Here is a 17,304-nt window from a genome sequence, read left to right on the forward strand (position 1 = left end):
GAGCCATCCCCAACTCATTGCCGATAGCGGCGTACTCCCGCTCATGACGGATGCAAGTGCTATGTCACGGTTCGGTTCGTCCTGCAACCATTCGAAGTTCCCGCATGTCGCAAGTTGGTACATGAGTCAACCAACTTGATGCCGTGGGAGCTTCCTTGTCGTTCTGCTTCAATCCGTCACTTTTCCGGCCTCGGCCCTCGCAGCCCTGTGGGCCTCTCGCGGCGATCCGACTCTTCATCATCAACAGCCCGGCGAAAGGCCGCTCATGAAGCGAACGATCACGTTGATCACCGCGCTGGTCGTCACCATGCTGGCGCCGACACCGGCGCATGCCGCGGTCAAGAGGGCCAAGCCCCCGCTCAGTTGCGAGTCCCGGACGTTCACTTCCAGCCCCGGCCCGCGCTTCAACGACCCGGAGGACCCCGCCGCCCAGATGAAGATCATGGGCCCGATCATCGAGTCGATCAACAGCGCAAGCTGCGGGCAGACCATCCGCGTCGCCATGTACTCGATCAGCAGCGCACACCCGGGCCCGGAGTTCGCCGCAGCCCTGATCGCCGCGCACCAGCGCGGCGTCATCGTCAAGGCGCTGATGGACGCTCACAGCGACAACTCGGTCTGGCAGTCGCTGGTCGACGAGTTGGGCAACGACCCGCGGGCCTCCAGCTTCGCCGCCATGTGCCCGGGCGGCTGCCTGACGCACTACGCCGGCTCCTCCCTGCACGCGAAGTACTACATGCTCAGCGGCGGGAGCGACGCGAACAGGACGGTGACCGTCAGCAGCGCCAACCCCACCTCGGCCCAGGCCAGCACGGCGTGGAACAGCAGCGCCACAGTCAAGGGCAACGTCGCCCTGTACAACTCCTACGTCGGCTACTTCGGCGCCATGGCCAAGGGAGCGCTCAACGGCACGGGCCCGCTGGCGCCCGACTACTACAGTTCGGCCGCCGCCACCGCCGCCAGGAAGCTGTCCCCGCCCTCCTACCAGTGGCCCAAGGCACGCTCCAAGAGCGACACTTGGGTCGACTTCCTGAACAACGTCAAGGCGCTTACCACGATCAACATCGCCATGTTCCAGTGGACCGCTCACGGGCAGCCGGGCGACCGGAACTATCTGGAGCTGCCGAAGAAGCTGGCGGGCCTGGCACGTACCGGTGTCAAGATCCACATTCTGATCACCGCCGGAATGGTCGACGACAGCGTGCAGGACTACCTGAGGAACCGGCCGAACATCGCCGTGCACGACACCACCCGCGACACCGACGTCAACGGCTACGCCCGGCACTACACCCACGACAAGTACATGATGGTCAGCGGCACTTACGCGGGTACCGCCAACTCCAAGCTCGTGTTCGTCGGTTCCTCGAACTGGACGAGCAACGGCGTCTGGCACAACGACGAGTCGGACCTGAAGCTCGTCGGCCGCTCCGCCTACGACACGTTCATGACGGACTGGCAGGACCAGTACGCCCGCTGCTGCGGGACCGCGGGGCGCCAGTCGATCGCCGAGGACCGCGCCGAGAACACGGCGCGAGAGATTCCGATCGACCCGAGCCAGGCCCGGGAATAGGCATCGTCGGCCGAACGCCTCCACGCCCGCCGGCGTGCCGCTCCCCGGAGCCTTTCCGGGAGACCTGAACCGGGGCTTCCGGGCACGTGACTTCCGTCGATCAGCGCGGGCAGACCGGCGGACCGCCCAGTTCGCCGATGAGACGCCGGTACGTTTCGAAGGCCGGCTTGGGGGTGTAGTCGTCGCGCAGCAGACCGAAGCGGTGGAAGAGGCCCTCGGCGGTGCTGTCGGCGTCTCGCAGGGCGAAGAACGAGTATCCGTCGATGTTCAGGTCGTCGGAGAGGGCGGCCACGGTCCGCACGACGGTCTCGAGGACCGTGGCCTGCTGCTGTTCACTGCGGCCCGGACCGGTGGGCCAGCCGTTCTCGCAGATACGGATCGCGACGCTGCCGGTGATGCCTGCCTTCGGCAGGTCCGTGCGCCGGAACATGGTGAGGACCGCAGTGACCGCTTCCGCCAACTGCTCAGTGGCGATGGGACGGAACACGTCCGGGAAGAAGTCCAGGCCGACGTAGTCCAGGCTCTGCCGGAAGCGGTCGTCGGCCAGGGCGCCTAGCTCGGACCAGAAGGTGTCGTCCGGATCGAAGGTCGGCACCGCGTTGAAGCCGACCGCCAGGCTGTGGCCCAGGGCCAGGGCCTCCTGCTTGGCCGCGACGACTCCTTCGACGAGCGCGTTCAGAACGTTGGGAGTGCTGCCGTCGACCACGGGAAGGTCGGCATTGGGCTCTTCGCAGATCTGGACGGATGCCAGCCGCGGCCCACCGGCGCGAACGGCCTCGCGGACGAACCCCGGCCACCCCTCCAACTCGCCGGACGGCTCACGGAATTGCAGTACGAGATCCAGCTTTCTGCCCCGTTGCGCATACGTCGCGGGATCGGTGGGCGTGGGCGGTTCCAGCGGTGTCACAGTGGGGGCGAAAGACTGATAGGCGCGCACCCGCAGGGTGGCTGCGTCGCCTTGGAGGGCGTCGAGCGCCTCGGTGATGCGGTCCGGCACATCCGGGCGGACCGGGTGGACGATGCCCTTGTCGTCGCCCAGAAGCCCACCGGGATAGATGCCGAAGTGCAGAGCCATGCGTACTCACCTCGGAAATCTTGGTGTCACTGCAAAATTGTGGCGACACTATCATCTGGGCATGGGCCTTCGAGAGATCAAGAAGCAGCAGACCCGCACGGCGATCGCCGACGCCGCCCTGCCTCTCTTCCTGGAGCACGGCTTCGACCAGGTCACGGTCGCCGCGGTGGCACAACGCGCAGGCGTCTCCACCAACACCGTCTTCAACTACTTCGTCACCAAGGAAGACCTCCTCTTCGACCGTCAGGCAGAAGTAGAGGGCCATCTCGCCACGTTGGTGCGAAACCGTGCTCCCGGCGCCTGCCCAGTGGAGACCATCCGCGACGACCTGCTGACCGCCTTGCGGCACGAAGACCCCGCCCTCGGGCTCCACTCCGACGCGCCCCGGTTCTGGCAGGTCATCCACGACAGTGCCGCGCTGCGCGCACGCGAACGCGAGATCAGCGAACGCGCCGAGGCCATGCTGGCGACCGCCCTGGCCGAACACCCGCCGACCGCCTGGCAGAACCAGGGCGACTCCCCGATGCTGACGCTTCTCGCAGGGGCCGTCGCCGGCACACACCGGGCCGCCTTGCGTGAACTGCAACGACGGATCTTGTCAGGCGAGCCGCCCGCCGACGCCCGCGACACCGTCGCCACGGCGGCAGGCCAGGCATTCAACGTGCTGTGCTCCGGACTCCACACCGCCGCCGGCCAGGCATCGCAGGAGCCAGGACGCCCTCGATAACCTCACGGCCCGGCCAGGGCCTTCAGGCAGTTCCAGTCAGGTTCCAATAGGCATCGAAGTCGGGCGGGACGCGGCGAGGACGAACCCTGCTGGCGTTCCCGTTGTGCCCCCGCTACTCGCCGCCGTCGCAGACGCTCAGCTCGCCGTGTCTGGAGAACAGGCCGGGAAGGTCCCTCGGCCGGTCGCGAAGCTCGGCGTCGAGGAAGCCGATCGTCAGCTCGTTGATGATGCGGTTGCCTTCGGTACGCCCGAGGCTGCCGACCAGCGACGGCACCGGCGGCATCCACAGGGGCGCGTCGGTGAAGGTCTTCAGAGCGCGCGGCCTCGACGGCCGCCCGGGATAGGGGTGTTGTGGTGGTCGCCCAGTGGTCGCCCAGTGCCTGGGCGACCAAGGGTGATGGGCTTTCGGGGGCGCTTTGAGGTGCTTTCAGGAAGTGCCGGCACGGACGCGGCCGGCACGGGCACCGGACTCGATCGCCTGGCTGATACCTGCCGCAGCGGCCCTCATTCGGGGTGGATGAGCCGTGTCTCGTACGCGAAGACCACGGCCTGCACCCGGTCGCGCAGCTCCAACTTCGTCAGAATCCGGTTGAGATGGGTTTTGACGGTGGCCTCGGCGAGGTGGAGCGCGGCGGCGATCTCGGCGTTCGACAGGCCGCGGGCTACCTCGATGAGCACTTCGCGCTCGCGTGCCGTGAGCCTCTCCAGCCGGTCGTCCTCCACCGTGCCGCCGTCGGCGGGCAGTTGGTGGGCGAAGTTCTCCAGCAGACGGCGGGTGATCCGCGGGGAGACGACCGCGTCCCCCGCGGCGACGCTGCGGATCGCCGCGAGCAGCTCTTCGGGCAGCGCGTTCTTCAACAGGAAGCCCGATGCCCCGGACTTGAGCCCCGCGAAGGCGTGTTCGTCGAGGTCGAAGGTGGTGAGGATGAGCACCCGGGTCTGCCGGCAGTCCCGCGTGATGCGTGCGGTCGCCTCGATTCCGTCGGTGCCGGGCATGCGTACGTCCATCAGCACGACATCGGGGTTCGACTGCCGTGCCAGGCGCACGGCTTCGGCGCCGTCACCGGCCTCGCCGACCGGTTCCATGTCCGGCTGTGCCTCCAGCACCATGGTGAAGGCCATGCGCAGCAGCGGTTCGTCGTCGGCGAGCAGGACGCGGATCGTCACGCGGTACCGTCTCCCGCCGTGCCGAGGCCGAGCCGCGCCGACACCCGCCAGCCGCCGCCGTGCGGAAGAGGGCCCGCCTCCAGCGTCGCCCCGTACGCGGCCGCGCGCTCCCGCATGCCGGGGATTCCGTGCCCGGACGGTGAGCCGCCCGCCTGCGCGGTGCGGCCGGCGTCCGCCCCGTCGTCGGTGACCTCGACGGCGACCGCCTCGGCGGAGCACCGCACCCGGACTTCGGCGCGAGTGCCCACCGGGGTGTGCTTGAGGGCGTTGGTCAACGCCTCCTGCACCAGGCGGTAGACGGTCAGTTGGGCGGCGGCGGAGACGGGAGTGGGATCGCCCGTCTGATCGAGGCGGGTCGGCAGTCCGGCCGCCCGCACCTGATCGGCGAGAGACTCCAACTGCGCGATGCCGGGCATCGGATGGCGCAGCGCGTCAGGTTCTTCCGCCCGCAGCACTCCGAGGAACCGCCGCATGTCGGTGAGGGCCTGCCGTCCCGTACCGGAGATCTGCCGCATGGCGGCGGTCGTCGTATCGGGTGAGCGGAACTGGGCGAAGACCGCGCCGTCGGCGAGTGCGACCATCACGGACAGGTTGTGGCTGACGATGTCGTGCATCTCGCGGGCGATACGGGCCCGTTCGTCCGCGACCGCGAGCCGGGCCCGCTGGTCGCGTTCACGCTCCAGACGTACGGCCCGGTCCTCCACGGACGCGAGGTGGGCACGCCGTGTCCGCACGTTCGTACCGATGACGGCGGCGGCGACGGCCATGGCGGTCAGGCTGACGATGTCGCCGACGACTCTGCCCTCGGGCGCCCAGCTCAGGGAGTTCAACACGATGCCCGCTTCGAGAACGGCAGCGGCCAGCAACGTGCGGCGCCGGTCGCAGTACGCGGCCACCGTGTAGAGAGCGATCAACAGCGCGACGTCAGCCGCGAGTTGAACGTCGGCGAGCCACTGGGCGAACGCCGCGGCGGCCACCGCGGCGAACACGGCCAGCGGCGCCCGCCGACGCCACACCAGGGGCACCAGCAGCCCCGCCTGGAGGGCCAGGAACCACGGATGGTCGCTCAGGTCGTCGCGGATGAAGACGCAGGTCGGGACGGAGACCACGGCGACCAGCAGCGCGTCCACCGCCGTCGGCGACAGCCGGGTACGTTCCCGCAGCAGCCGGAGACCACCGGTCAGGGCGGCCCGCGACCGTACGGGGGGTGCTGCGACCGTCATCACGCGTCCCGCCGCTTCAGCGTCACGGCGGCTGCGGCGAGCGCCACGGCCGCGTACAGGCACAAGACCGCGAAGCCGGTCCACGGGGCCAGCGAACCGGGCCCGGGATGGAGGACGGTGACAGCGCGTCCGGCGTTGTTCGGCAGGTACTCGCCGATGGTCTCGGCCCAGTGGGCCGGGAGAGTCTTGACGACTTCCGGCACGACCAGCAGCAGACCGAAGACGGTGGTCGTGCCGCCCGCCGTGTTGCGGATCAGCGCGCCGATGCCGACGCTCAGCAGCCCCAGCATCGTCAGATACAGACCGTTGCCGAGGACGACACGGGTGACGCCGGGATCGGCCAGCGAGGTCCCGATGCCCGTGGGTTTCAGCAGGTCCTGGCTGACCACGAAAGCCGCCAGGGACGCGGCGGTCATCAGGACCCACACCACCGTTCCGTACACGGCGGCCTTGGCCCACAGGACCGGAAGACGGCGCGGCACGGCGGAGAGCGTGGCACGGATCATGCCGGTCGAGTACTCGCCCGTGATCACGAGAACACCCAGTACGCCTATTGCGAGTTGGGCCAGGTAGTAGCCGACCAGGCTCAGTGCGGCCGGTTCGTAGGCCGCCCGCTCGGCCGCGGTCAGATCCGGCCAGCGGTCGGCGGTGACTTCCGCGAAGAGAGGTCCCAGCCCGACCATCGCGATCGTCGCGGCGACCAGAGTGAAGAAGGTCGAGCGCACGGTGCGGAGTTTGACCCACTCGGAGATCAGAACCCGGGCCTGGGTGACATGGCCGTGCGCGGACCGGGGACGGGGGAGGGCATCGGTGCCGGTGCTCATGCCGCACTCCCTTCGCCGCCGGTCCGGCCTGTCGCGCCGACGGTGACCGGCCTGGCGGTCGCGTACTCGACGGCATCGCGGGTGAGTTCCATGAACGCCTCCTCCAACGAAGCCTGCCGCGGGGTCAGTTCGCAGAGCGCGATCCCGTTGTCGGCGGCGATCCGGCCGATCCGCTCGCCGCTCAGGCCGGTTATCTCCAGTGCTCCGCGGGCGTACGAGGTCACGGTCACCTGTGGACCTGCCAGCAAAGTACGCAGCCGGTCCGTCTCGTCGGTGCGTACGTGCACCGAATTGCGCGCCGCGTTCCGCGTGAACTCGTCGACCGAGGTGTCCGCGATCAGCCGCCCGCGCCCGACCACGATGAGGTGCTCGGCGGTCAGCGCCATCTCGCTCATCAGGTGCGAGGAGACCAGAACGGTGCGGCCTTCGGCTGCCAGCCCCTTGAGGAGGTTGCGGATCCAGAGGATGCCCTCGGGATCGAGGCCGTTCACCGGCTCGTCGAGGACGAGGGTGGCGGGGTCGCCGAGCAGGGCGCTCGCGATGCCGAGCCGCTGGCCCATGCCCAGCGAGAAGCCGCCGGCTCGTCTGCGGGCCACCCCCCGCAGACCGACGATGTCGATCACCTCCTCCACCCGGCTACGGGGTATGCCCGTGGTGGCCGCCAGAGAGAGCAGATGATGGAACGCGGAACGGCCGGTGTGGACCGAGCGCGCCTCCAGCATCGCGCCGACCTCGTGCAGCGGTGCGCGGTGCGCGGCGTAGCGCTTTCCGTTGACCGTGACGTGACCTGCGGTCGGGGCGTCCAGGCCCAGGATCATCCGCATCGTGGTGGACTTCCCGGCGCCGTTCGGCCCGAGGAATCCGGTGACGGCGCCGGGCCGTACGGTGAAGCTGAGATCCGCGACGGCGGTCTTGTCTCCGTAGCGCTTGGTGAGCGCGTGAGCTTCGATCATTGAGATTCCTCGTCGGGGGCGGGAGTTGGATGACTCCCAAGCTAGATTTCGCGGCCCGGCGAGCGCGTGAGCCCACAGGCTGGACTCCCCGGCGAAGAACTGCATCCACGGGTGGAGCCCTGCTACGCCTTGAGGCTGGTCGTGAGGGAGAGCGGTCCGCCCATTGCTCCGCCGACTACTGCCCGGCAGCTCTCGCCGTGGGTGCCTGGGAGTCCGTTGCCGTTCCACTATGGCTATAGTAGTAGCACCGTAGTGGTTTCCCTGAGATCTTCAGGGCAGCGGCATCGTGAGAGATCGCACCGGGAGCGAGGACATGGCATGAGTGAGCGGCGAGTGATCGTGGTGGGCGCCGGGCCGACGGGCCTGGCCCTCGCGGCCGAACTGGCGCTGGCGGGAGTCCGCTGCACCGTGCTGGAGAAGCGAGGCGCGGCGCCGAACATCACCCGTGCGTTCGGAGTGAGCGCACGGACGTTGGAGCAACTGGACGCGCGCGGGCTCGCCGACGAAGTGATCTCAAAAGGCAACAAGGTGCCCAGGGCGCAGGTCAACGTAGACGTGTCCATCGACTTCACGCGGCTGGACAGCCGTTACAACTTCATGTTGATCGTGCCTCAGAGCGGCACTGAAGCGGTGCTGGAACGCAGGTGCCACGAGCTCGGTGTGGAGGTCCAGCGGGGGGCCGAGGTGACCGGCATCGACCAGGACGACGACGGTGTCGATGTCCGGATCGGCGGTCCGGGAGGCGCCAGGACGGAACGCGCCGCGTACGTGGTGGGTTGCGACGGTGCGCACAGCGCGGTCCGGGACCGGCTCGGGGCGCGGTTCGTCGGCGAACAGTACGACGTCCACTTGGCCCTCGCCGACGTCCGTCTCTCCAGTCCACCCGACGAGTTCGTCTTCGGCCGCACGAACGAGGCCGGAATCCAGTTGCTCATCCCGTTCGGCGACGGCTACCACCGCTCCATCTCGTTCCTGCACGGAGCGGCATCCACAGATCAGCCGCTCACGCTGGACGAGGTCCGTGAGGCGACTCGGCAGATCGCGGGAACCGACTACGGAATGACCGACATGCGGTGGGCCGCGCGGTTTCACAGCGAGCGCCGGCAAGCCGAGCACTACAGGTTCGGCCGGGTCCTGCTCGCCGGGGACGCCGCTCACGTCCATTCCCCGGCGGGGGCGCAGGGCATGAACACCGGGATCGGCGACGCCATGAATCTCGGCTGGAAACTCGCCGCCACGCTGCGGGGGACAGCGCCGTCGTGGCTCCTGGACACTTACGAGTCCGAACGCCATCCGGTCGGAAGCCAGGTACTGAAGATCACCGACCGCATGTTCCGGCTCGTCATGGTGAAGTCGAAGCTCGCCCAGAGGCTCGCACGGGCCGGGATGCGGACGGCCCTCGGCATCGAGGCGGTACAGCGGGTGCCGCGCTCGTTCCTGTCCGGGATCGGCTTCTCGTACGCTCCGCACGCTCCCCAGGGAGACAAGCCGCACAAGCTGGTCGGCAGGCGTGCACCGGAGACGGTGGTGCAAGGCACACGGCTGGCGGAGGCTCTACGCTCCGGGCGGTTCGTGTTGATCGACCACACCCACTCCGGCGCCGCCGCCGAGGTCGCAAAGGCCCACTACGGCGACCGTGTCGACACGCTCGCAGGAGGACCCGAGAGGGGGCGACGGGGCCGCGCGGCCGCGGGTGCTCCTGGTCCGCCCGGACGGTTACATCGCGTGGGCCAGGGACGACTCGTCCCCCGATCTGGCGGACTCCGTGAACGGGGCTCTTGCCGCGTGGTGCGGCACTCCGGCGGGCGCGACATGACGCTCGGACGCGCGTCCGTCTTCGAGGCAGAGGGCTGGGGCCGCCCTCAACCGCGGCGCTGCTTGGGCTTTCGGCGTACGGGAGTGACGCCCGGCGAGTCCGTCTCCAGGACCAACTCGAGCATGGCGCGGGTGATTTCGCCGGGACTCCGCCCTCCCATCGTCTGCGGCATCACCAGGGAAGTGAACAGCACACCGTTGTAGAAGGCGTTGAGCAGCTCGACATCCTGACGTGACGGCTCGTCGCCGCCGTTGATATGTGCCTCTTGGGTGAGCTTCATGGATTCGTCGGTGATACGGGCGAACTCTCGCCGCAGTTCGGGTCTGCGAGTGCTCTCCAGCGACAGCTCGAACATCGTGAGATAGCGCCCGGGAAACCGGCTGAGAGCCTGATCGACGACGCTGCTCAGAAGCTCGATCGTGTTCGTCTTTCCCGGCTCCCGAGTGTGTTGCGCGCGCACTTCCTCGATCAACGCGAAGTGAAGTTCGACGATCCGCCGAGCGGTCGCACCGAGCAGCGCCTCCCGTGAGCGGAAGTAGTTGGACGTCGTCCCCCGCGGCACTCCGGCCTCTTCGTCCACCGCGCGGTGCGAGAGACCGTGCAGGCCGTCGCGTTGAACGATTTCGACGGCGGCGTCGGTGATGTCGTCACGTCGCTGCTGGTTGCTCGGTGGCACGCGGTGATCCTCCGGGTCTCAATCCACTACCGCGATAGTACTACGGCTGCATCTTGGAGCCGCGAGAGCCGAGCGGTCCCGCAAGCGATGTCAGACGACGCGAGCGTGGCTCCCGGCATTTCACCGAACTCGGCGCCGTACGTGTTCAGTTCGGTCAGACAGCGCCCGCAGCGACGACGGTCATATCGCCGTCAGTCGCCTCGCCACACGTTGTCGAAGGCCGCTTGCTCGATTGCACGCCGTTGCCGCATGGCCTCCAGTTCCCTCACCGCGTCATGGGCCGCGGCGAGGACGATCTCCACCGCGTCGTCGGCCCCGGTCGGTGCGTCCCGGGTCTCCGCGCCGCCGATCCCGGCAGCCGTCGCGAGTGCGGAGAACACCGGCTCCTTGGATGCCCAGCGCTCCCTCGCCCGGCGCCGGTCGAGAGAGTCGGTCAGCGTCAGCCGTCCGGTTCGGAAAGGTGCCCAGCGGCGACGTTGCCGCGTGAGAAGTTTTTCCGCCTCAAGAGACGCCAGATAGGTCGAGGCCAGGCCGTTGCCCCGGCGCCACAGCCAGTCGGCGACCGACTCGTACGGTGCCTTTCGCACGATCGACGCCGCAGCCTCGTCCAGCAGGTGATCGGATGGGGCCGTCCCCTGGTCGCCCGGCATGACCTGGGCGCCGTCCAGCCTGATGGTCCCCGCGGCCAATAGGTCGATCAACTCGGCTCCCGCCAGCGCGAGCGACAGGTCGCCTTGCTCCAGAGGGCGACCGGGTGCCACGTCCACGGCGATGATCATCAGGTCGCGGGGTGTGGTCATAGCGGCTCCCTGCCAGGGACGGTCGGCAAGCGTGCCCGCAGGTTCACCAAGCCGATCGCGCAGCGCTTCCAGTCCGGTTCGCCGTCCAGCTCTTCCTCCGCCGTGCGGCCGTCGAGAGCTGCATGCCTCGTCTGCGCTCCCGTCTCGCTCGCACGTCCACGATGGCACGGCCGTACGTGCTTCGCTCACTGCGCCGATCCGAGTGGCATCCGGATCACGAGCCGGTCTGTCGCTGGTCGGGCCAGTTGACCGGAGGCCCTCCGCACACGAACTGCATTGCCTGGTCCGAGGGCGATGCTCCCGGAGCACGGAACATCGCCTTGCCGAAATCCCATGACTGCATGAGGCAATGTGCTCATCCCCTTGACGGGTGGCTCGGTGCGCACTAGATACTCCGTATGCGGAATATATCCGAGATCCGATCTCTCCTGACCCGTAGCGTCGGTCGGAGCTGTGCTGTCATCTCAGTGACGCTCGCGTTGTCTCTCCTCGTGGTGGCGCCCGTCAGAGCCGACGGGGAAACGTCGCGAGCTACTGCGGAAGGGGGCGGCATCGCACCCGTGCTGGCGTGCGAGGAGCTGGTGTCCGAGTTCAGCCTTCCCAGCGGCGACGTGAGCGTCGTCAGCGCGGTCCCTGTTCAGGAAGGCGACCCGGAGGCTCATTGCCTGGTTCGCGGCACGGTCGAGCCCGCCGTCGACTTCGAGCTCAAGCTCCCGCTGCGCGGCTACCACGGCCGGTACTTGCAGTACGGGTGCGGCGGTTTCTGCGGCGGCGTCGAATCCCCGGTCCTGAAGGGCTGTGCAGCCGAAGACGGAGGAGCGGCCGTGGCCGCCACCGACGACGGGCACCGGGCGCCATCGCTGGACGGAAGCTGGGCAGCGAACGACCGTGCGGCGCGTGACGACTACTTCTACCGCGCCCCGCACGTCGTCGCGCAGGCCGGCAAGCGGCTCATCGAGAGGTTCTACGGCGACCGCCCCCGGCATTCGTACTTCACCGGATGTTCGAACGGCGGCCGCGAGGCGCTGATCCTCGCGCAGCGCTATCCGTCGGACTTCGACGGGATCGTCGCGGGCGCTCCGACAAGTCACCTCGGGCCGCTCTCGATCTACACCGCCTGGCTGGTCCGCACGAACAGCGGGCCGCACGCGTTGCGCCCCGACCAGATCCCGGCCCTGCATCAGGCCGTGCTGGACGCCTGCGACGGGCTCGACGGACTGGTCGACGGGTCGTTGGAGGATCCGCGCGACTGCCGGTTCGACCCCGCGGACGCGGGCTTCTCGGCCGGACAGTCCCGCCTGATCCGGAAGCTGTACCGGGGACCACGCGACGAGCAAGGCCGGCGTCTCTATCCCGGTGGGCAGCCGTACGGATCCGAGTCGAACTGGGTCCCGTGGCTTGCCGCTCCGCCCGACTTCGGACCCACGGTCGCCGAGCGGCTGGCTGACGGCCTCCTGAAGTACACGATGTACCCGATCGGTTCGCCGGCGTCGTCAGTGGCCGACGTTCCCTTCACGGCCCGGGAGGTCCGCCGGATCAGCGTCGAGGGCAGGAAGACGCACGCCATGAACCTCGATCTCTCGCGGTTCCGCGCCGCAGGCGGAAAGCTCATCCTGTGGCACGGCTGGGCGGACCAGGGCATCCCTCCGACGACGACCGTCGACTACTACCGTCGTCTCGGGAGTCCCAAGGCCTGGGCGCGGCTGTTCATGGTGCCGTCGGTCGGGCATTGCAGCGGAGGCGACACCTTGAACACGTTCGACGCCTACCCGGCAGTCGTGGACTGGGTCGAGCGGGGTGACGCGCCCCGCGTGGTCATCGCCGAGCGACGGTCCCCGACGGGCGCGGTGGAACGAACCCGGCCGGTGTTCCAGTACCCGTACCGGGCTCGGTACGACGGCACGGGCGACGTCGACGATGCAGCGAACTTCCGCCCCGTGAGCCCGGGCGTCGATCACCGGGACCGCATCGACTGGGTGGGGGAGTACCTGCACCGCATCCCGGGGCCCAGCGTGCCGTAGTCCGCAGGACCGCAGCACGCACTTCTGCCTCCGGCCGCGCACGCGGCCGGAGGCAGAAGTCGCTGAGGAGTTCTCGATTCGGTGAGGAGGTCTTGTTCCGGGCCCGCGTCGGTCAGCGCATCGCTGCCGGCATATCGGAGTGCCCCATTGTTCGGGCCGTCCCCGCGGCCACACGCGCGGCACCCAGGTCGAGTCGTCGACCCGCAGAACCTCGCAGGTGTACTCGACGATGTGCTGGTCGGGGTCGAAGAAGTACGAGAAGAGGTTGTTTCCCGGACCGTGCCGGCCTGGGCCCCACACCCGCGAGATGCCGGCGTCTCCCAGCACCTTCACCCCGTTCGCCAACGCCGTCCAGTCCTCGACCGTGAAGGCGGTGTGATGCATGGACGGTGCCGGGTTCTCGGACCGGATGAGCGCGAGCGAATGATGGTTGGCGTTGCAGCGCATGAAGGCCATGAGGTTCTCGGTCTCGTCGGAGAGACGGAAACCGAGGACGTTCTCGTAGAACTCCCTGCTGGCGTCGTAGTCGGGGACCCTGAGCACGACGTGGTCCAGCCCCAGGGGCTTCACATCGCGGGTGCCGTATCCGTCCGTCCGCACCTCGAGGTCGGTGACCAGCTCGACGAGCACCCCTCCCGGGTCTCGGAACCGCAGTGCCGCTCCGACGCCGGGTTCGAGGTCGCGGGTGGGCGGTATCTCGACCGGAAGCCCGCGCATGCCGAGTGCGTCCTCGGCTCGTCTGAGATCGTCGGCGCTCTCGACGACGAACGCGATGTGGTCGAGATCCGGTGCGCCCTCACTGAGCACGACGGCGTGGCTGTCGGGCGAGTTCGCCCGGAAGTACCGCGGCCCTCGTGCTCCTCGGTGAGATCGAGGCCCCACCGGTCGGCGTAGAACTCGCTGGACCGATCGACGTCGCCGACCCGGAGCCCGACGTGCGCGAGCCGGACGACGTTGACCGAGGTGTTCACGGCAACTCCCGTCGGGTGGTGGACGCTGCGCTCTCATCCGTCGCGGCGGCCACGATGGCAAGGGCCGCAGCGGGGCATTCGGCGACAGCGTGCTCGACCTTCGGGCGGTCGCCGTCGGCGATCTCGTGCTGGAGCACCTTGACCGAGCCGTCGCTGCCGATGTCGAAGTACGCCGGGGCGGCGAACACGCAGTTTCCGTACCCGTCGCACGCCTCGACGCTGGCAGAAATGAAGCTCATGGCTGACTCCCTCGCGACTGATGCGTATACGGAATATTGCAATCAGAGCCCTGCGGCGGGCGCCTGTCAAGCCTGCGGGGCGGCCCCAGGCCCGGTGCGGTGGATCGCCGTCGGTGCTCCGACGAGGCGGCGCCATCGGCAGTGACCTCGCAGGAACGCGCCGCTCGGCCCGAATCGGCGAATGAGGGGCCTTGGCCCCGCTGGCCCCGCTACCGGGTCAGGCGAATCGTTGACACTGGGATTTGGCTGTGCCTAGGATCACAACGAGAAGAAATGACGTATACGGACTATCCATTCCTGGGAGGCTCCTGTGACGCGATCAACGGCGGATCCGGCGCACGCGTCCCTGAAGCCTGCCGGTGGCGGTCTTTCGGCCAACGAGGCTCGGGCACGCGAGCTGCTGAACCGCGACTGGCGCCTGCTGGTCGGGGGAGAACTCCGCTGCGCCCAGAGCGGGGCCGCCTTCCCGGTGACCAGTCCGTACACCGAGGAACGGATCGCGCTGGTGCCGGACGGAGGGCAGGCCGACGCAGACGCAGCGGTGGCCTGTGCGAAGGAGGCGTTCACGGCCTGGTCGGCGCGGACGGCGGCCGACCGCGCCGACCTGGTCCTGCGCCTCGCCGATGCCGTGGAGCGCCGGGCCGGCGATCTGGCCCTGCTCGACGCCGTCGACGGCGGTGCGCCGATCGCCGTGATGGCTGACGATGTGGCGTTCGCCGTCCAGACGCTGCGGTACTTCGCGGGGCTCGCCCTCGAACTGAAGGGCACCACAACGCCGGCCAGTGAAAATCTCCACTTCACGGAGCGCCAGCCGTACGGCGTGGTGGCGAAGATCATCCCCTTCAACCACCCAGCGCTCTTCGCGATCAGTAAGGTCGCCGCGCCTCTCGTGGCCGGCAACAGCGTCGTGCTCAAACCGGCAGAGGCGACTCCGCTGTCGGCACTCCTGTTCGGCGAGATCTGCCGCGGCGTCCTCCCGGCAGGCCTCGTCAACGTGGTCGTCGGCGACGGCCCACTCGTGCCGGACGCTCTCGTACGGCACCGGGACGTGCACCGCATCGGGTTCACCGGAAGCGAGGCCACCGGGCGAGCGATCCAGCGGGCGGCAGCGGAGGTGGCGGTCAAGCAGGTCACGCTTGAGCTGGGCGGCAAGAACGCCCTGATCGCGTTCCCGGACGCCGACCCGGAAGAGGTCGCCGAGGGTGCTGTCCGGGGCATGAACTTCACATGGTCGGGCCAGTCCTGCGGATCCACTTCACGTCTGCTCGTGCACTCCGCCATCGCTGACGACGTGCTCCGGCGGATCGCGGAGCTCCTCGCTGACCGCGTGTACGAGTCGCCACTGTCGCCCACCGCGGTCCAGGGCACCATCGTGAACCGCTCGCAGTACCGACGGATCTTGGACTTCATAGAAGCGGCCGTCGCGGAAGGCGCCGAGATCGCCGCCGGCGGCGGACCCCCCGGTGGCGACGTGCCGGGCCTGTTCATCGAGCCGACGGTGCTCGACCAGGTCCGGCGGGATCACCGGGTGGCGAATGAAGAGGTCTTCGGTCCGGTGCTGTCGGTGATCCGCTGGACCGACGAGCAGGAGGCCATCGAGATCGCCAACGGCGTCCGGTACGGGCTGACGGGCAGCGTGTACACGAACGACATCCGCCGGGCTCACCGCGTGACGCGGGCACTCGAGACCGGCTACGTGTGGATCAACGGGTCGGGTCGGCACTTCATGGGGGTGCCCTTCGGCGGGTGGAAGAACTCGGGCACGGGCCATGAGGAAGCGCTGGAGGAGCTGTTGAGCTACTCGCGGCTCAAGTCCGTGAACGTGATGCTGCACGCCACCGGCACCGATACGGAGAGGGCGAAGAACTCATGAGCACACCGATCTCTCCGCGTGCCTTGGAACTGCTCGAGGACATGCGCGACAACTTCGAGCAGGGCCTGGTCCCGCTCTCCGTCTACAACGACCCCGAGCTGAGCGAAGTCGAGCTCGACCGCGTGTTCAACCGCAACTGGGTGTTCCTCGCCCACGAGTCCGAGATCCCCGAGCCTGGCGACTACGTCCTGCGGACGATCGGTGAGGATCCGTGGATCGTCGTGCGTGACGAGAGCGGCACGATCCGGGTCCTGCTCGACAGCTGCCGCCACCGGGGCGCCCAAGTATGCCGAGCGGACAAGGGCAACGCGTCCCACTTCCGCTGCCCCTACCACGGATGGACATACAAGAACTCCGGCGACCTCGCCGGTGTGCCTCACCGCGTCGAGTCCTACCGAGAGCTCGATCTCAAGCAGTGGGGCCTCGTCAGGGCTCCTCATGTCGACACTCACCGCGGGCTGGTCTTCGCCTGCCTGGCCGCTGACGCTCCGGAGCTGAGCGACTACCTCGGCGGCATCGCCTGGTACCTGGACGTACACCTGGCACTGACCGAGTTCGAGGTGCTGGGTGACCCTCACCGCTGGGTGGTGGGAGCCAACTGGAAGATCGGTGCGGAGAACTTCGCCGGCGACAGCTATCACACGGAGTCGGTCCATCGCTCGGTCGTCGAGGTGAGCCTGTTCCCCAGCATCCTCCTCAAACACGGGGTCGCGGCACAGGGGAAGCGGCACATCAGCGGGCTGGGCGGCCACGCCGCGAACCTCAATCACGACGTGGGCGCCCCGGAGGAAGCACAGTTCTGGGGCTACCCCTCCGAAGTCACCGAGCAGTTCGACGCCGAGGGGATGGACCCCGACCAGTACGAGCTCGCCAAGTGGAGCAAGCTCAGCACCGGCACCGTCTTCCCCAACCTCTCCTACCTCTGCTCCGCCTTCGTGGACGCGCCCGGCAGGCCGGCGGGCACCGTGCTGATGCTGCGGCAGTGGCAACCGCGCGGCCCCGCGGCCATGGAGCTGTGGAGCTGGATCCTGGTTCCGAAGGGCGCGAGCGACGAGTACAAGGAACGCGTCGCACGGGTCGCCACGGCGTCGTTCAGTCCCTCCGGGAACTTCGAGGAGGACGACACGGCGATCTGGTCGACGATCGCCCGCACTGCCGGAAGCCGCTACGCGCGCAGCAGGAACCTGAAGCTGAACTACCAGATGGGGATGCCGGGCATGGCGGAGATCGAGCGGGACGAGAACTGGCGTGGCCCCGGGGTGGCCCTGATGTCGGACCTGGAGGACGGCGGGCAGCGCACCGTACAGCGGCGCTGGATCGAGGAGATGCTCCGCCCATGACCTGCGCAGACGCCGCCGTACGCTCGCCG

14 protein-coding genes and 3 pseudogenes are annotated in these 17,304 nt (G+C 68.5%); 6 read left to right on the forward strand and 11 right to left on the reverse strand.

The annotated features are described in order from the left end of the window. The first annotated feature begins 265 nt into the window (after positions 1-265). The gene (locus MMA15_RS26500) at positions 266-1,570 is read left to right on the forward strand and encodes a phospholipase D-like domain-containing protein (protein WP_241062687.1); all 1,305 of its coding nucleotides are present in this window, start codon (positions 266-268) and stop codon (positions 1,568-1,570) included. A 100-nt stretch (positions 1,571-1,670) separates the two neighbouring features. Here MMA15_RS26500 and MMA15_RS26505 read toward each other — a convergent pair whose 3' ends face one another. Further along, positions 1,671-2,645 (reverse strand): hypothetical protein, encoded by a 975-nt coding sequence (locus tag MMA15_RS26505; protein WP_241062688.1) that lies wholly within the window; start codon positions 2,643-2,645, stop codon positions 1,671-1,673. A gap of 61 nt (positions 2,646-2,706) precedes the next feature. Between MMA15_RS26505 and MMA15_RS26510 the strand changes: the two genes are divergently transcribed. Then, entirely contained in the window at positions 2,707-3,372 is a 666-nt protein-coding gene (locus MMA15_RS26510; protein ID WP_241062689.1) for a TetR/AcrR family transcriptional regulator, read from the forward strand. A gap of 112 nt (positions 3,373-3,484) precedes the next feature. Here MMA15_RS26510 and MMA15_RS26515 read toward each other — a convergent pair whose 3' ends face one another. From MMA15_RS26515 to MMA15_RS26535, 5 genes are all read right to left on the reverse strand, one after another. Continuing rightward, on the reverse strand, positions 3,485-3,646 hold the full coding sequence (locus MMA15_RS26515; RefSeq protein WP_241062690.1) for a hypothetical protein: 162 nt from the start codon (positions 3,644-3,646) through the stop codon (positions 3,485-3,487). Positions 3,647-3,876: 230 nt separating this feature from the next. Further along, positions 3,877-4,539 (reverse strand): response regulator, encoded by a 663-nt coding sequence (locus tag MMA15_RS26520; protein WP_241062691.1) that lies wholly within the window; start codon positions 4,537-4,539, stop codon positions 3,877-3,879. Beyond that, positions 4,536-5,762 carry a sensor histidine kinase gene (locus MMA15_RS26525; RefSeq protein ID WP_241062692.1) on the reverse strand — a complete coding sequence of 409 codons (1,227 nt, stop codon included), beginning with the start codon at positions 5,760-5,762 and terminating at the stop codon, positions 4,536-4,538. Before MMA15_RS26525 ends, MMA15_RS26520 begins: the two co-directional genes overlap by 4 nt. Then, the gene (locus MMA15_RS26530; RefSeq protein ID WP_241062693.1) at positions 5,762-6,586 is read right to left on the reverse strand and encodes an ABC transporter permease subunit; all 825 of its coding nucleotides are present in this window, start codon (positions 6,584-6,586) and stop codon (positions 5,762-5,764) included. Before MMA15_RS26530 ends, MMA15_RS26525 begins: the two co-directional genes overlap by 1 nt. Next, positions 6,583-7,539 (reverse strand): ATP-binding cassette domain-containing protein, encoded by a 957-nt coding sequence (locus MMA15_RS26535; RefSeq protein ID WP_241062694.1) that lies wholly within the window; start codon positions 7,537-7,539, stop codon positions 6,583-6,585. The genes MMA15_RS26530 and MMA15_RS26535 overlap by 4 nt, the downstream gene beginning before the upstream one ends. Before the next feature lie 318 nt (positions 7,540-7,857). On the opposite strand from MMA15_RS26535, the pseudogene MMA15_RS28600 reads away from it, so the two are divergent. Further along, positions 7,858-9,153, forward strand: a pseudogene (locus MMA15_RS28600) (FAD-dependent monooxygenase); the annotation flags it as partial. 248 nt (positions 9,154-9,401) lie between these two features. Here the strand turns inward: MMA15_RS28600 and MMA15_RS26545 are convergent. After that, on the reverse strand, positions 9,402-10,031 hold the full coding sequence (locus MMA15_RS26545) for a TetR/AcrR family transcriptional regulator (RefSeq protein ID WP_241062695.1): 630 nt from the start codon (positions 10,029-10,031) through the stop codon (positions 9,402-9,404). 191 nt (positions 10,032-10,222) lie between these two features. Further along, the gene (locus MMA15_RS26550) at positions 10,223-10,831 is read right to left on the reverse strand and encodes a GOLPH3/VPS74 family protein (protein WP_241062696.1); all 609 of its coding nucleotides are present in this window, start codon (positions 10,829-10,831) and stop codon (positions 10,223-10,225) included. Positions 10,832-11,412: 581 nt separating this feature from the next. On the opposite strand from MMA15_RS26550, the gene MMA15_RS26555 reads away from it, so the two are divergent. Then, positions 11,413-12,852 (forward strand): tannase/feruloyl esterase family alpha/beta hydrolase, encoded by a 1,440-nt coding sequence (locus tag MMA15_RS26555; protein WP_241062697.1) that lies wholly within the window; start codon positions 11,413-11,415, stop codon positions 12,850-12,852. A 279-nt stretch (positions 12,853-13,131) separates the two neighbouring features. Here the strand turns inward: MMA15_RS26555 and MMA15_RS28605 are convergent. The 3 genes and pseudogenes from MMA15_RS28605 to MMA15_RS26565 form a co-directional block, all read right to left on the reverse strand. Then, positions 13,132-13,734, reverse strand: a pseudogene (locus MMA15_RS28605) (VOC family protein); the annotation flags it as partial. Beyond that, a pseudogene (locus tag MMA15_RS28610) lies at positions 13,734-13,823 on the reverse strand (hypothetical protein); the annotation flags it as partial. The pseudogenes MMA15_RS28605 and MMA15_RS28610, both read right to left, overlap by 1 nt. Beyond that, positions 13,820-14,062: a ferredoxin gene (locus MMA15_RS26565; RefSeq protein WP_241062699.1), complete on the reverse strand. Its 243-nt coding sequence runs from the start codon at positions 14,060-14,062 to the stop codon at positions 13,820-13,822. The pseudogene MMA15_RS28610 and the gene MMA15_RS26565, both read right to left, overlap by 4 nt. Positions 14,063-14,372: 310 nt before the next feature. Between MMA15_RS26565 and MMA15_RS26570 the strand changes: the two genes are divergently transcribed. Beyond that, the gene (locus MMA15_RS26570; RefSeq protein WP_241062700.1) at positions 14,373-15,935 is read left to right on the forward strand and encodes an aldehyde dehydrogenase family protein; all 1,563 of its coding nucleotides are present in this window, start codon (positions 14,373-14,375) and stop codon (positions 15,933-15,935) included. Continuing rightward, a complete protein-coding gene (locus MMA15_RS26575; protein WP_241062701.1) occupies positions 15,932-17,275 on the forward strand; it encodes an aromatic ring-hydroxylating oxygenase subunit alpha in 1,344 nt (447 codons plus the stop codon). The genes MMA15_RS26570 and MMA15_RS26575 overlap by 4 nt, the downstream gene beginning before the upstream one ends. The last annotated feature ends 29 nt before the right edge of the window (positions 17,276-17,304 follow it).

It is taken from the genome of Streptomyces marispadix (genome assembly GCF_022524345.1).
Lineage (GTDB): Bacteria > Actinomycetota > Actinomycetes > Streptomycetales > Streptomycetaceae > Streptomyces > Streptomyces marispadix.

Coding starts and splice junctions, on each gene's coding strand:
- MMA15_RS26500 (WP_241062687.1), top strand. CDS start 266: ATGAAGCGAACGATCACGTTGATCACCGCGCTGGTCGTCACCATGCTG.
- MMA15_RS26550 (WP_241062696.1), bottom strand. CDS start 10,831: ATGACCACACCCCGCGACCTGATGATCATCGCCGTGGACGTGGCACCC.
- MMA15_RS26565 (WP_241062699.1), bottom strand. CDS start 14,062: ATGAGCTTCATTTCTGCCAGCGTCGAGGCGTGCGACGGGTACGGAAAC.
- MMA15_RS26525 (WP_241062692.1), bottom strand. CDS start 5,762: ATGACGGTCGCAGCACCCCCCGTACGGTCGCGGGCCGCCCTGACCGGT.
- MMA15_RS26530 (WP_241062693.1), bottom strand. CDS start 6,586: ATGAGCACCGGCACCGATGCCCTCCCCCGTCCCCGGTCCGCGCACGGC.
- MMA15_RS26575 (WP_241062701.1), top strand. CDS start 15,932: ATGAGCACACCGATCTCTCCGCGTGCCTTGGAACTGCTCGAGGACATG.
- MMA15_RS26510 (WP_241062689.1), top strand. CDS start 2,707: ATGGGCCTTCGAGAGATCAAGAAGCAGCAGACCCGCACGGCGATCGCC.
- MMA15_RS26505 (WP_241062688.1), bottom strand. CDS start 2,645: ATGGCTCTGCACTTCGGCATCTATCCCGGTGGGCTTCTGGGCGACGAC.
- MMA15_RS26535 (WP_241062694.1), bottom strand. CDS start 7,539: ATGATCGAAGCTCACGCGCTCACCAAGCGCTACGGAGACAAGACCGCC.